The organism is Amycolatopsis acidicola, assembly GCF_007713735.2.
GTDB classification, from domain to species: Bacteria; Actinomycetota; Actinomycetes; order Mycobacteriales; family Pseudonocardiaceae; genus Amycolatopsis_E; species Amycolatopsis_E acidicola.
This window is the reverse complement of sequence record NZ_VMNW02000149.1, coordinates 1-13524: the sequence shown is the minus strand read 5'-3', so window position 1 is coordinate 13524 and position 13524 is coordinate 1. Positions and strand designations below refer to the sequence as shown.

The window sequence follows — 13524 nt, the reverse complement described above, 5'->3', positions numbered from 1 at the left end:
CCGCTACACCCCGCTCGCCGGGGCGGGGTCGGCGAGCGGGGTGTAGCGGGTATCGGGCACCACGATTCTCATCGCGGAATCGTCCTTGTCCGGCCAGGTCTGCCACACCACGCCGCCCGCCGCCAGCAAAACGCCGGCGAACACGCTCAGTGCAATGAGGAATACCTTGCGGCGTCTGGTGGTGGCGGGCACGATGGAGGAAATTATCACCGGCCGGTAACGAGGTTGACCCCTCGGACGGCGTAATCACGTTAGCCCGTTCGCCAGCCGGGATGCCTTGACACGCAAGCGGATCCGGCGCGCCGCTGAGCCGGATCCACAGTCAGGCAGCGCGAGCGCGAAGCTCCTGCACCACCAGCGCCGCGACTCCGAAGACGATCACCGCGAGGCTGTAGACGATCGCCGTGGTCCGGAGCCCCGCGGAGGTGGCGGCGAAGCCCGCGATGACGGCCGGGACGCTGAACGCCAGGTACGCCACCGTGTAGGCCACCGCGAACAGCTCACCCCGTTCCTCCGGCCCGGAAATCCGTGCCAGAGTGCCGAAACTGGCCCCCGCGGACGCGCCGAACCCGACGCCCGCCAGCACCGTCCCGACGACACCGAACACCACCGCGCCCGACAGGATCCCGGTCAGCGTCACGGCCGTGCCGACGGCCAGCAGAGCCGCTCCGGTGCGCAGCATCACGGCGACCGGCACCGCGCGCAACGCGAACACGGTCAGCGCGCCCGTGCCGCACAACAAGGTCACGACGAGCCCGCCGATCAAATGGTTGTCCAGCTTGAAGATCCCCGCGGCGACGGACGGCCCCAGCGACAGGTACAGACCACCGAGCGACCAGCTGGCGAGCAGGATCGGCACCAGCGCGTAGAAGTCCTTGCGCAGCCGCTCGGGAACGCCGAGCCGCGGCGCAAGCGACGCGACCCCGCCGGGGCGGCGGGACGAGGTTTCCGGCATCAGCGCGACGACGGCCGCGGCGAGCACCATGCCCGCGAGCAGCAGCAGCCAGACGAGATGCGTCGGCGCGGGCGCGTACTGCACCAGCGCTCCCGCGCCGAGCGCGCCGAGCGCCAGGCCGGACGTCGGAGCGATGCCGTTGATCAGCCCGGCTCGACCGGGCGCGTGCGGTGGGTTGAGATCGACCAGCGTGGCGCCGAGCGTGGTCATCGCGGCGCCCGTCGCGACGCCTTGCAACAGCCGGGCCAGCAACAGCATCGGCACATTGCCCGCGGTGATGAACAGCACGAGCGCGAGCGCTTCCAGCGCGATGGCGGAGACGAGCACGGGACGCCGCCCGACGTAATCGGACAACGCGCCGAGCACGAGCAGCGACGCGATCAGCCCGGCCACGTAGACCGCGAAGACCACGGTGAGCGTGGTGGCCGTGAAATGCCATTGCTGCTGGTAGACGACGTAGAGCGGGGACGGGGCGCTGGACGCGGCCAGGAAGAGGACCACGATCGCCGCCACGGCCACGAAGCTCACCGGAGGGGAGAGCCGGCGCGCGGTGACCGGAGGCGCCAGCAGGGAGGACTCGGACAAGACAGCTCCTCTAAAGCAATGATCCGTGCGTTTGTGAGCATAGCGCAAACGCATCGATCAGTGCGATAATGAATTCATGCCCGAGAGCACCACCACCCAGACCAGGCCCGGCGGCCGCTCCGCCAGGGTGCGCGCGAGCGTGCACCGCGCGGTCGAAGAGCTGCTGGCCGAAGAGTCCGCCGAAACACTCACGCTGCCCGTCGTCGCGAGCCGGGCCGGGGTCCACCCGACCACGCTGTACCGGCGCTGGGGTTCGGTGGGCGAGCTGCTCAGTGACGTCGCGACCAGCCGGTTCAGCGGGGACATCGTGGTGCCCGACACCGGCTCGCTGCGCGCGGACCTGGAGCGCTGGGCCACCGACGTCGCCACCGACCTCGCCGACCCGGACTCGCTGGCGGTGATGCGCGCCGCGATCGGCGCCGGGCCCGACGGCGGCTGCGCCTGCACCACGGACCGGCACGCGCAGCTGGCCGCGATGCTCGAGCGCGAGCGTTCACGCGGCGGATCGGCGCCGGAAGTCGGCCGCGCCGCCGACGCCCTGCTCGGCCCGCTGTACTACCGCGCCATCTTCACCGACACCGGGGTGAAGCCGGGCTGGGTCAAGGAACTGGTGGCCGCGCTCCTCGACTGAATCGGCTCGGTCGGCACCGCGCCCGCCCCGGGCTGGATCAACGGGGAAACCGGGCGGCGCCACTCGACTGAATCGGCTCGCGGTCGGGGGTTCGCGGCGCCAACCTCCCACCACGAACCCAGCCCGGCACGAAGGCCCGCGCCCACACAACCCCGCCGACTCAGCCCGCCGCCAGCGACCGCAGCGCCGCCTTCCGTTCGAGCAGTTCCTGGGTGCGCCGCACGGCCGCCGCTCGTTCCTCGCCGTTGATCGCCAGAGCGCGCACCACCGGATCCTCCGGCCCGCGCCGCTGTCGCAGCTCGGCCATCCGCTCGTCGAACGACACCGGCTCCCCGACCGGGCTCGTCGTCATGTCGCTGTACCACAACGCGTCGCGCACCGGGCCACGTTCGTCCGGGAACTGCGCGAGCTCCGCCGAAAGCCCCTGCAGCTCGGCGACCGCCGAAGCGCCCGCGTGCTGGGCGACCAGCGCGCAAATCCGTTCCTCGACGCCGTGTTCCCGCAGGAACAGCGCCCCGTCGATCTGGTGCATACCGGTCCGGACGAGCCCGTCCGCGTAGCCGATGTCGTGCAGCCAGGCCGCGGCGACCAGCACGTCCCGCTCCCCCTCGGGCAGCACCCACCCGATCGCCGCGGCCTGGCCCGCAACCCCCTGCGTGTGGGCCCAGCGCCGCGGCAGCGCGCCCGCCAGCAGGCGTTCCGCCGTGCCGCGCGACCACTCCACCAGCGACCTGGACCCCGGAGAACTCCGCAGTTCCGCCCGGACCCGTCGTTCGACCAGGATGGGGATGTAGGCACGCACCTTCGCGCCGGAGAACCGCGCCCACGCCCGCCGCACGCAGTCGTGCAGCACGCTCGCCGGGACCAGCTCCTGCTCGGCGGCGAGCCGCCGTTCCAGCTGCCTGATCTGCTCGTCCACATCAGACTGCCGGAGCTCCCCGACTGTCGCGGCCGGCATGTGCTTTCTCCACCCACTTCCTGCCCGAAAACCCAGTGTGCACACAGGAATGGCCGTTTCACAGGGCCGAAAGTCCCGAAGCAGAGGCTGGCCGCCCAGGATATGTCCGCGCGGGGACCACGACAACCGCCCGGGCTCCCCCGCGAGGGCGAACCTGGTCACAGCCTGTCCACTGTGGACACTCCGGGCCGCCGATCGTCCACAGTGACCGGGAACACCCGGAGCTCCCCACGCCGATGCCGTCCGTGTCACGCCCGGCGCGGACGGTGACCACGGCCCGCGGACCTCGTAACGACAGCCCCACGGCGGCCGACTCCCCCGGTGTTCATCCCCGGAAGATCGGCGCACCACCATGTTCCGTGCCCTCGCCGTCGCCTTCGCGGTCGTGCTGATCGCCGGCGCCACCACGTTCCTGGCCCTCCGCCCGATCGAGCAGGTGCACTCGTCCACCCCGGTCGCCGCCGCCCCGCTCCGCGCCACCACCACGAGGCCCACGAGCCCGCCAACCACCACCGCGCCGCCCACGACGCGGACCACCACCACGACGACCACGACGGTGACCGCGAACCCGGTTTCGGTGGTGGAGAACTTCTACGCCGCCATCAACGAGCGTGACTTCGCCACGGCCTGGGCACTCGGCGGCCGCAACCTCGGCCGCTCCTACACCGAGTTCGTCGCCGGGTTCGACGGCACGGTGCGCGACGACCTGACGGTCACCTCCGTCACCGGCCAGACCGTGTACGTGTCGCTGATCGCGTGGCAGACCGACGGGACACCGCGCTACTACTCCGGCTGGTACACGGTGAGCAACGGTGAGATCCAGCACGGCAAGCTGAGCGGTTAGTCCTTTGTGGACTCCCAGTCGCCCCTGGTGACCTCGTACTCGACGTCGCCCTCCGCCGACCCCGGGATGGGTTCTAGGTCCGGCCAGAACGTACGGACGTAGCGCAGGCCCAGCTTCTCCAGCACGCGACGGGACCGGACGTTCACGGCCATCGTCTGCGCCCACACCCGCTCGGTCCCGGGCTCGGCGAATGCCCTGCGCAGCAAGGCCTCCCCCAGCTCCGTCGCGTAGCCGCGGCCCCACGCGGCACGCCGCAGCCGGTACCCCAGCTCGGGACCCGCGTCGGGGTCCGGGCGCAGGCTGCCCCAGCCGGCGAAATCGCCGCTCTCCTTCTCCTGCACCGCCCAGCAGCCGAACGCGGCGAACCGCTCGTAATATCCGAGCAGCCGCGGGAGGATCTCGTCCCGCACCTGTTCCGGCGGCGTCGGCGCCCCGCCGTTGATGTAGCGCATCACTTCGGGATCACTGTCCAATCCGACCAGATTGTCCGTATCCCGCTCAGTGAACCGCCGCAGCACGAGCCGCTCGGTCTCCAGGAACGTCCGCATGGGACCAGGATCCCGCAGGCAACGGAACGCGACCAAGCGCTTTACGGAGCGTGCGCAGTCCGCACCGCCCCGCAACCGTTTCGCAACACGCCTTAGGCTGAACGGAGGGACAGGATGCGGACGAGGAGCGGGAATGGGTGTGGAGGCCGCCGCGGTCGACGCGGCGTACGAGCGGTTGCGCGACGTGGTGGCGAGAACGCCCCTGCAGCGGCACGAACGGGTCTCCGCCCGGACCGGCGGCCAGGTCTGGCTCAAGCGCGAAGATCTGCAGGTCGTGCGTTCGTACAAACTGCGCGGGGCGTACAACCTCCTCGCCCAGCTCGACGGCGAGCAGCGGGACATCGTGTGCGCCAGCGCCGGCAACCACGCCCAGGGCGTCGCCTTCGCCTGCCGGGCGCTGGACCTGCACGCCAAGATCTACCTGCCACGCACCACTCCCCGCCAGAAGCGGGACAGGATCGCGCTCCTCGGCGGGGACCGGGTCGAGGCGATCGTCGGCGGGGACACCTACGACGCCGCCTCCTCGGCCGCGCGCGCCGAGGCCGAGCGCACCGGCGCCCTGATCGTGCCCGCCTTCGACCACCCCGACGTGATCGCCGGGCAGGGCACCGTCGCGCGCGAGATCGTGGAACAGCTGGGCGAGGCCCCGGACGTCGTCGTGGTCCCGGTCGGCGGTGGCGGGCTGATCGCCGGGATCACCGCGTGGCTGGCCAAGCACCACCCGGCGACCAGGGTGATCGGCGTCGAGCCTGCCGGAGCGGCGAGCATGGCGGCCGCGATGGCCGCGGGCGAGCCGGTGGAACTGGCCGAGGTGGACGGGTTCGTGGACGGCGCGGCGGTGCGCAAGGTCGGCGCGCACACCTACGACGTGCTGGCCGGGAAACCGGTGGAGCTGCGCAAGGTCGACCCGGGCGTGCTGTGCGAGGAGATGCTCGACCTGTTCGACATCGACGGCGTGATCGCCGAACCGGCGGGCGCGCTCGCGCCGGCCGCGCTGCGCGCGGGTGACCTGGTGAAACCGGGCGAGACCGTGGTGGCCATCGTCTCCGGCGGCAACCACGACGTGAGCCGCTACGCCGAGGTGATGGAGCGCGCGCTGGTTTCGCGCGGGGTCAAGCACTACTTCCTCGTGGAGTTCCCGCAGGAGCCCGGCGCGCTGCGGCGGTTCCTGGACGACGTGCTCGGCCCGGACGACGACATCACCCTGTTCGAGTACGTGAAGCGGACCAACCGCGAGTTCGGCCCCGCGCTCGTCGGCGTCGAACTGGGCGCGCCCGAGGATCTGCCGCCCCTGCTGGAACGACTCGGCGCCTCGCCGATCACCGCGCAGAAACTTTCGCCGGACGACCCGGTCTTCCGTTTCCTCGTCTAGTGTCCTCTTCGGACTCCCGGCGGCGGCCGGCGCGTCCGCGACGACGAACTGCGAGCAGGGCATGATCTCACTGGCCGAAACGCTGAGCGCGATGGACGGGGAACAGGCCGCCCGGCTGCGGGGCCTGGTGATCCGCCAGCTCATCCTGGCCCGGCGCTCCCCGGTCCAGCAGTTCACGCTGCTGCACCTGTTCCTGGTGCCGGGGCCGGGGTTCGCGCTGTACGAGGTGATCGAGCCGGTGGACAACCTGGCGCCGCTGGAGCAGATCACCGCGGAGGCCACCGAAGAGCTGCGCGCGGCGGGCGATCCGCGCCTGATCGCCAACGCCGACGGGCAGTGGCAGAGCCGGGATCCGGAACTGCGCGGCATTTATGTCGGCACCGGCGCGCGGTTCACCACCGCGCCCCCGACCGTGGCCGACACGACGTTGTTGCGCATGGCCGACGACACCGCCGTGATCCTGGTGCTGCCGCCGGAGGAGAAACCCCTGCTGCAGTCGTCGCAGCCACTGATGATCGGCGAGCAGGTGCTGTCCCCGACACGGGAGATGCCGGGGGTCCGCGAGCCCGCCTTCGTCCTCGTCGACAGCGTGGTGGAGGCCTTGCGCCAGCCGAGGAAACCCTTCAGCGCCTTCGGTTAGCGACCGTCCTCATTGGACAACGCCGTTGGCGGAGACGAGATTCTCGTACCAGTCTTCCCACGGGTGGTTGGTCGCCGGGTAGTTCGCCAGCGGGTCCGTCGCGAGGCTCGCGTCGTCGAAGTCCCAGCCGCGCACCACGTGCCCGGACGAGCGCGCCGAGGTGATGAACGACTTGTCCGTCGCGGTCGCGGCGTAGAACAGCGCGCCCTGCTTGAGTTCCGCGCTGTCCCCGGCCTGATACTCGTCGAAAGCCGTTTGCGGGTAACGGATGTCGCCGCCGGCGACCTGCGCCGTGGTGTAGCGCAAGGTCTGCGCCGGAGTGGCGCCATCGGCCCCGGTCGAGACTGTCACGCCGCGCGAAGACGACTTGTCATAGCGGGCGCTGGAGGTTTTCGCGTTGCCCGTCCACGTCACCGAAGAACCGCTGAGCGTGCCCTGCCACTGCCAGTTCTGGCTGCTGCTCTGACTCCGGTGCACCTCGCGGACCGTGTCGGCGCCGGTGAACGCGACCGTCGGCAGCACGCCGTTGTCGTACTGCTTCGACGCGGACCACGTGATCTCGCCGTCCGCGCCGAGCTGCCCGACGTGGGACCACAGCGTGGTCGCGCTCTGGGACTGGTGCACCTCGACGAGCTGCCCGTTGTCGTTCAGGGCCACCGCGGGCGTCTGGCCGGAGTCGTAGCGGCCGTGGCGGAGCCAGGTGATCCGGCCGTCCGCGCCGAGCTGCCCGGTCCAGTACCAGAGCGCGCCGCCGCCGTTGTCGTGCACCTCGACCACCTGGCCGTGGCTGTTGACCGCGACCGCGGGGTGGTAGCCGACGTCGCGCTTGTACGCGGCGCGCGTGGTGGCGTCGCCGGACAACAGGGTCAGCACCTTCCCGCGCAGCGTGCCGATCGAGGGCAGCGCGTTCGGATAGTCCTTGGCCTGCACCAGGTTCGCGCCGAACGCGCCGGTCAGCTCGGTGTCGAGCGCGGCGAGGTTGCCCGCGGCGTAGGAGGTGTTGTCGGTGAGGTCGTCTTTGAGGTCGAGCATCACGACGATCGGCGCGGCGGAGGGATGCGCGTCGGACCAGGTGTTCACGGTGGCGAGCCAGTCGCGGAGCTTGTTGGACGACGGGTTGCCCGCGTGGTCGACCAGATCGCCCGGCGAGCTGTGACCGATGGCGTAGTCGCCGGTCGTGCCGTAGTCGTTGTCGTGGATGTCGAACTCGACGAACCGGACACCGTGGTCGAGCTGGTAGGTGATGGAGCCTTTCGCCCCGTCCACGTTGCCGGAGTAGCTGTTGTGGGTGGCGCGGAAAACCGCGTCGGCGAAGGCGGTGTCGGCGTACGCCTCCCCCGGTGCGAGCACCCCCGCCACGAGCAAGGTGGACACGATCACGGCTGCGTTCCTGCCTCGGCGCATGACCCTGAAGCCTGCCAGGTGCCCGGCCGTTCCGGTGGCGGAACGGCGGATTCTTCACGCAGTGCTCGGCCGAGGTTCACCGTCGCGGCGGCCGAGTCCACTGTGGACTCTCATGTGCACGGGGCGCCATCAGCGTCTATTACGTACAGCGAGCGGTGATCTTACTCTTGGTGATCAACTGCTAGTTGATCTTGTGTTCGTCCCACCAGACTCACCTTTTCGCGCTGGGGTTATGCTGCGGGGCAGGGACTTCTTCACCGCACAGGGAGCGAAAACGTGAGTGTGCAGGGCGAGCAGGCGCCACAGGCACCCCGGGACGTGGATCTCACCAAGCCGAGCTCGGCGCGGATCTACGACTGGTACCTCGGCGGCACCACGAACTACGCGGTGGACCGGCATTTCGGCGCGGCGGCCGACGAGCAGTTCCCGCTGATCAAGCCGCTCGCCATGTCGAACCGGCAGTGGCTGGGCCGGGTCGTGCGCGCCGCGCTGGAAGCGGGGATCACGCAGTTCCTCGACCTCGGCTCCGGCGTGCCCTCGGTGGGCAACGTGCACGAGACGGTCGCGCTGCACGCCCCGGAGGACAGCGACCCGCGGGTCGTCTACGTCGACTACGAGCACGTCGCCGTGGCGCATTCCGAACTGCTCCTGAAGGAGCACGGCGACTGGGCCGGCGTGCTGCGCGCCGACCTGCGCGAGCCGGAGACCGTGTTCAACTCCACGGTCGTGAACGAGCTGCTGGACCTGAGCAAACCGGTCTGCGTGCTGATGGTTTCGGTGCTGCACTTCGTCGGCGGCGGGGACAACGTGCCCGGCGTGCTCAACCGCTACCGCCAGCGGCTGGCGCCCGGCAGCTGGATCGCGATCAGCCACATCACCACCGACGACGCCCCGGAGGACGGCGCCGCGCAGATCAGCGCGCTCGCCGAGTCCTACCGCAAGACGCAGAACCCGGCCTGGCTGCGCCCGCGCGCGGAGTTCGAGTCCTGGTTCGAGGGCATGGATCCGGTCGAGCCCGGCATCGTCCACCTGACGGACTGGCGCCCGGACGAGGAGGAGGCCGTGTTCCCGGATCTGGAGAAGGACGAGGTCCGGCCCTTCTACTGGGCGGGCGTCGGCCAGGTCCGCTAGGGCTCCCGCTACCGTCGCACCCGTCCGCTCGGGAACACCTTGCTGCGGCGGACGACTTCGTCGGTGAAGTCCACCGGGACCACTTCGCCCGGCTCGGTCCCGCGGGGCGCGGCGGGCACCCGGACGGGTGTGCGCTCGCGGGTCAGGCGGCGAACGATTTCCGTCTCGAAGTCCCCCACTCCCCTGCCACGCAGCAAGTCCGCCCAATAGCGGCTGCCGTCCGGCGCGCGGAGTTCCAGCGCCCACGCGGCGCCCGTGAACCGCATCGTGGTGGCGAACTTCTCCGAAGGCACGAGGAAACGACTGGCGCGCCAGGGAAAGTGCCGGGCGACGGCCCAGCCCGCGCACCACTGCGCCGAAGCCGCGGCCAGCCGTGTCCACATCCCGGGATGGCCGAGCGCGGCGGGACGCCCCGCCATTTCCCGGACCGGACCGGCGAACCCCAGGCCCGCCATCATTCGTTCGACCGCGAGCTGGATCGCGGCGTCGGGGACGCGCCGAAACATGGCCAAGACTGTGCCGGGGGCACCCGCCGTGGCAATACGCCGATCAGGTCAACTCGCGGCCCGCCGCGCCAGGGCCGGGAGGAGCCGATGGTGGACCGGTTCCGCGAGGGACCACAGGACCCGGCCCGCGACACCCCGGAAATCCAGAAAAGTGGCCCATTCCAAAGTGGATCCCGCCACGGCGACCACATTCTGCGCGGCGAGCAACGGGCCGCGCATTTCCAGCGTGACCGACCCGTCCCCGGTACGCACGATCTCGTTGCCCAGCACGAACTCCGCGGACGGGAATGGTCCAAGATGGACACCGAGACCGCACCGCCAGGCCGCACGCAGGAATACCCGCACCGGCGCCGGTGCACCCTCGAAAACGGCTCTCGCCCATTCCTCCGGGGATTTCCCGGGGAATTCCGGAATGGTGGCCGCGAACGCGGTTCCGCGATCGATCCGCGGCAGCGTGCAGGCGGCCCGCAGGCCCTCGGTGACCGGCATCCGGCGCATCCGCCACCCCCTTAGTAGACACATGTAGAATAAACGCGTTACTAGGCACGCGTCAATTAGGATCGCCCCGTGACGAGGCGACGACTGAAGCCGGAGGAACGGCGCGCGGAGCTGCTCGACATCGGAGCGGAGCTGTTCGCGGCCCGGCCGTACGACGACGTGCTCATGGAGGACATCGCCGAACGCGCCGGGGCCTCGCGCGCGCTGCTGTACCGCTACTTCCCCGCCAAGCGTGACCTCTTCGCCGCGATCTACCAGCGCGCCGCGGACAGGCTCGTCACGCAGACGGAGGAAGCCCGCTCTGGGTCACTGGAAGAGCTCGTGCGCGCCGGCCTCGAAGCCCATTTGGAGTATTTCGCGGCCAACAAGCTCACCGTGCTCGCCGCGAACCGCGCCCTGGCGGGCGATCCGGTCATCCAGACGATCGTCAACGACGAGCTGACGGCGCTGCTCGCCCGGATGCTCGACGCCTCCGGCCTGCGCGGACGACAGCGCGTGACCGGATCCGCCGTGTTGCGCTCGTGGTTGGTCTTCGTACGCGAGATGTGCCTGAGCTGGCTGGAAAACGACGCGATCGGCCGTGACGAAGTCCACGAAATCTGTGTGCGCGCGTTACTCGCCGCGCTCGCCGCGCTTCCCGCGCGGGCGGAGTAAATAGCAGCGAAACCCCTGTGCCGCAAGCGAAGTGTGACAGAGGGCGCGAAAAACGCGCTGGGAAAACGCTTTCTTCGATCTTGATGGCGCGCTGTTCCGCGCCCTGACGCACCGCGAAGCGTTGGGGCGCAACCCAAAAGTCACTGAGTTACGGAGTGCTGCTAAACATGATCACTCAGTCAGCGGATACCTTGGCCCCGTCGGGCCGGGTTACGTTGTCTGACGGTCTGCCAACAGTCCCCTTCCCGATGCGAACCCCGCCGGTTCGCAGGACAGCCGAGGCCAACGTGAACGTCGCGGATACGACGCTGTACGACCATGCCCGAAACCAGTTGAGCGCACTCTGCCGCGTCGCGGGGTTCGCCCCGGGCGAGGTGCCGGAGGCACTCCTCGCCCACCTGCTGGGATCCGTTGCGGCCCAACGGTTGTCCGACAAGCCGCGGTACCTGTCCGACGTCGCCGACGACGGTTCGCCCGTGGAGTTCTCGCTCGCCTTCGACGACTCCGGGGAGCAGGCGGTCCGGATCCTGGGCGAAACCTACGCCGAAAACCCGGGACTGGCCAGCAACGCGGCCGCGGGCCTGCGGGTTTTCCGTGAGCTGGCGCGAAGTCTCGGCTGCCCGCTCGACCGGCTGGAGGCGGTGCGGGACCTGTTCCTGCCCGCGGAGCCGGAAGGGCTGTTCTCCCTGTGGTATTCGCTGATCCTGCGTCCCGGCGGGCGGCCGAAGCTGAAGGTGTACCTCAATCCCGCCGCGCGCGGCGAGGATCGTGATCGTGAACTGGTGCGCGAAGGACTGAGGCGGCTGGGCCTCGCCGACGCGTACGAGACGGTCGAAGCGCACGCGCTGCGGCGTGGCGAGCGGGACCGTTTCTCCTTCTTCGCGCTCGATCTGGACGAAAGCCCGTTGTCGAGAGTGAAGCTCTACGTCTCCCACGACTCCGCCACGGCGGCGGACGCGGAGCATGCCGCCGCGGCCGTCTCGAGCGTCGATTCCTTGCAGGTCAGGCGTTTCTGTCATGCGATCGGCGGGACCGAGGGCCCGTTCGCCGGGCGGCCGCTCGTGTCGAGCTACTCGTTCGTCGAAGCCGATCCCGGCGTCCCCGGCAACTACAGCCTGTACCTTCCCGTCCGCGACTACGTCCCGGACGATTCCGTCGCCCGCGAACGCGTCCTGGACCATCTCCGGGACAGCGATCTCGATCACACCAAACTGGACAGTGCGCTGCGCGCGATGTCCGCCCGCCCACTCGACGAAGGCGTCGGCCTCATCGCGCACGTTTCCTTGCGGCTCGGTGACTTCGGGACCGGGATGACCGTCTATCTTTCTTCGGAGGCCTACGAAGTGACGGCACCGCGGGGCGTCACGTCCGGCCGCGCAGCGAGCCAGAAGCCGAGAGGGGCAGCATGAAGTCGTTTCCGCCGTACCGGGTTCAGGTCGTCAGGGAGATCCCCATCACCACCAGGCCCGAGCGGGAGCAAGCGCTTTCCGAGGCCGGGTACAACATGTTCGACGTGCCGGCCGGGAAGGTCACCATCGACCTGCTGTCCGACTCCGGCACGGGCGCCGTTTCCGCCGCACAGGAGGCCGCCGCGGCGGCCGGGGACAGATCGTACGCGGGATCGGACTCCTACTACCGGTTCCGGCACGCCGTGGACGATCTGACGGGCTTCCCGCACATCTTCCCGGTGCACCAGGGCCGCGCGGCGGAGCGGATCCTGTTCTCCGCGGTGCTCGCCCCCGGCCGGATCTCCTTGTCCAACACGCATTTCGACACCACGCGCGCGAACGTGGAGCTGCTCGGCGCCGAGGCGAGGGACCTGCCCTGCGCCGAAGCGGCCGATCTGGACAGCATGGATCCCTTCAAGGGCAACATCGATCTGGCGAAGCTCGAGGAAACACTGGCCGGCCCCGAGGGTGACCGGGTCGGCCAGGTGCTCGTCACGATCACCAACAACGGCGGCGGCGGGCAGCCGGTGTCGATGGCCAACCTGAAGGCCGTGCGCGAGCTGTGCCGCCGCTTCGGGGTGCCGTTCTTCCTGGACGCCGCGCGGTTCGCGGAGAACGCCTGGCTGGTCATCCAGCGCGAGCCCGAGTACGCCGGGCAGACGCCGAAAGCCGTTGCACAGCAAGCGTTCGAGCTCGCCGACGGCTGCGTGGCGAGCCTGAAGAAGGACGCGATCTCGCCGATGGGGGCGATCGTCGGCGTGCGCGACCCGGAGCTGGCGAAGCGCTGCGAGGTCAACCTCATCGCCACCGAAGGGTTTCGCACCTACGGCGGACTCGGCGCGCACGACCTGGAGCGGGTCGCGCAAGGGCTGCGGGAGGTCGTGAACCCCGACTACCTGCGCTCGCGCACGGCGGAGGCCGCGCACCTGGCGGGGCTGGTGAACGAGGCCGGGGTGGACATCGTGCAGCCGCCCGGGATCCACGCCCTGTACCTCAACGCCGGGCGGCTGCTGCAGCACATCCCGCCGAGCGGCTTCCCCGGCCACGCGCTGGCGTGCGAGATGTACCTGGCCGGCGGGATCCGGTGTGTGGAGCTGGGTTCGCTGTACCTCGGCGAGTTCGACGAGGAGCACAACCTGGTCAGCCCGGCCCCCTTCGAACTCGTGCGGCTGGCGATCCCGCGCCGCACCTACACGGAGGCGCACCTGGAGTACGTGGCCGACGTCCTGGCCACGATCGCGAAGAACCCGGAGTCGGTCCCGCAATACCGCGTCGTCGAGGCGCCGCCGCTGCTGCGCCACTTCAACCTCAAGATGCGAAAGGCCTAAGCTCACCCACCCACAGCTCCCC

At 70.0% G+C, this 13524-nt stretch carries 15 protein-coding genes; 8 read left to right on the top strand and 7 right to left on the bottom strand.

Translation table 11 applies throughout. The features are described 5' to 3' along the window. Positions 1-3: 3 nt before the first annotated feature. Together FPZ12_RS43825 and FPZ12_RS43820 are read right to left on the bottom strand one after the other, a co-directional pair. Positions 4-192 carry a hypothetical protein gene (locus tag FPZ12_RS43825; RefSeq protein WP_144759743.1) on the bottom strand — a complete coding sequence of 63 codons (189 nt, stop codon included), beginning with the start codon at positions 190-192 and terminating at the stop codon, positions 4-6. 130 nt (positions 193-322) lie between these two features. Continuing rightward, entirely contained in the window at positions 323-1540 is a 1218-nt protein-coding gene (locus FPZ12_RS43820) for an MFS transporter (RefSeq protein WP_243770341.1), read from the bottom strand. 76 nt (positions 1541-1616) lie between these two features. Here FPZ12_RS43820 and FPZ12_RS43815 point away from each other — a divergent pair, with 76 nt between their 5' ends. After that, entirely contained in the window at positions 1617-2171 is a 555-nt protein-coding gene (locus FPZ12_RS43815) for a TetR-like C-terminal domain-containing protein (RefSeq protein ID WP_144759737.1), read from the top strand. Between the two features lie 160 nt (positions 2172-2331). On the opposite strand, the gene FPZ12_RS43810 is transcribed toward FPZ12_RS43815, so the two are convergent. Then, positions 2332-3129 (bottom strand): HD domain-containing protein, encoded by a 798-nt coding sequence (locus tag FPZ12_RS43810; RefSeq protein ID WP_144759734.1) that lies wholly within the window; start codon positions 3127-3129, stop codon positions 2332-2334. A gap of 352 nt (positions 3130-3481) precedes the next feature. On the opposite strand from FPZ12_RS43810, the gene FPZ12_RS43805 reads away from it, so the two are divergent. Continuing rightward, positions 3482-3973 (top strand): hypothetical protein, encoded by a 492-nt coding sequence (locus FPZ12_RS43805; RefSeq protein WP_144759731.1) that lies wholly within the window; start codon positions 3482-3484, stop codon positions 3971-3973. Here the strand turns inward: FPZ12_RS43805 and FPZ12_RS43800 are convergent. After that, complete coding sequence (locus tag FPZ12_RS43800) at positions 3970-4521, bottom strand: GNAT family N-acetyltransferase (protein ID WP_208026227.1); 552 nt, start codon at positions 4519-4521, stop codon at positions 3970-3972. The two genes, FPZ12_RS43805 and FPZ12_RS43800, sit on opposite strands and share 4 nt — an antisense overlap. 133 nt (positions 4522-4654) lie before the next feature. Between FPZ12_RS43800 and ilvA the strand changes: the two genes are divergently transcribed. Beyond that, entirely contained in the window at positions 4655-5893 is a 1239-nt protein-coding gene (gene ilvA, locus FPZ12_RS43795) for a threonine ammonia-lyase IlvA (RefSeq protein ID WP_144759728.1), read from the top strand. A gap of 61 nt (positions 5894-5954) precedes the next feature. Continuing rightward, positions 5955-6533 (top strand): hypothetical protein, encoded by a 579-nt coding sequence (locus tag FPZ12_RS43790; RefSeq protein ID WP_144759725.1) that lies wholly within the window; start codon positions 5955-5957, stop codon positions 6531-6533. 9 nt (positions 6534-6542) lie between these two features. On the opposite strand, the gene FPZ12_RS43785 is transcribed toward FPZ12_RS43790, so the two are convergent. Then, positions 6543-7913 carry a phosphatidylinositol-specific phospholipase C domain-containing protein gene (locus FPZ12_RS43785; RefSeq protein WP_243770340.1) on the bottom strand — a complete coding sequence of 457 codons (1371 nt, stop codon included), beginning with the start codon at positions 7911-7913 and terminating at the stop codon, positions 6543-6545. Between the two features lie 300 nt (positions 7914-8213). Between FPZ12_RS43785 and FPZ12_RS43780 the strand changes: the two genes are divergently transcribed. Further along, positions 8214-9068 carry an SAM-dependent methyltransferase gene (locus tag FPZ12_RS43780; protein ID WP_144759719.1) on the top strand — a complete coding sequence of 285 codons (855 nt, stop codon included), beginning with the start codon at positions 8214-8216 and terminating at the stop codon, positions 9066-9068. A gap of 8 nt (positions 9069-9076) precedes the next feature. On the opposite strand, the gene FPZ12_RS43775 is transcribed toward FPZ12_RS43780, so the two are convergent. Beyond that, on the bottom strand, positions 9077-9574 hold the full coding sequence (locus tag FPZ12_RS43775; RefSeq protein ID WP_144759716.1) for a hypothetical protein: 498 nt from the start codon (positions 9572-9574) through the stop codon (positions 9077-9079). Positions 9575-9622: 48 nt separating this feature from the next. Then, positions 9623-10072, bottom strand: coding sequence for a hypothetical protein (locus FPZ12_RS43770; protein WP_144759713.1), 450 nt, complete (start codon positions 10070-10072; stop codon positions 9623-9625). 69 nt (positions 10073-10141) lie between these two features. On the opposite strand from FPZ12_RS43770, the gene FPZ12_RS43765 reads away from it, so the two are divergent. From FPZ12_RS43765 to FPZ12_RS43755, 3 genes are all read left to right on the top strand, one after another. Beyond that, the gene (locus FPZ12_RS43765) at positions 10142-10726 is read left to right on the top strand and encodes a TetR/AcrR family transcriptional regulator (protein ID WP_144759710.1); all 585 of its coding nucleotides are present in this window, start codon (positions 10142-10144) and stop codon (positions 10724-10726) included. A gap of 248 nt (positions 10727-10974) precedes the next feature. Further along, positions 10975-12135, top strand: coding sequence for a tryptophan dimethylallyltransferase family protein (locus FPZ12_RS43760; protein WP_144759707.1), 1161 nt, complete (start codon positions 10975-10977; stop codon positions 12133-12135). Further along, on the top strand, positions 12132-13502 hold the full coding sequence (locus FPZ12_RS43755) for a tryptophanase (protein ID WP_144759704.1): 1371 nt from the start codon (positions 12132-12134) through the stop codon (positions 13500-13502). The genes FPZ12_RS43760 and FPZ12_RS43755 overlap by 4 nt, the downstream gene beginning before the upstream one ends. Positions 13503-13524 lie beyond the last annotated feature (22 nt).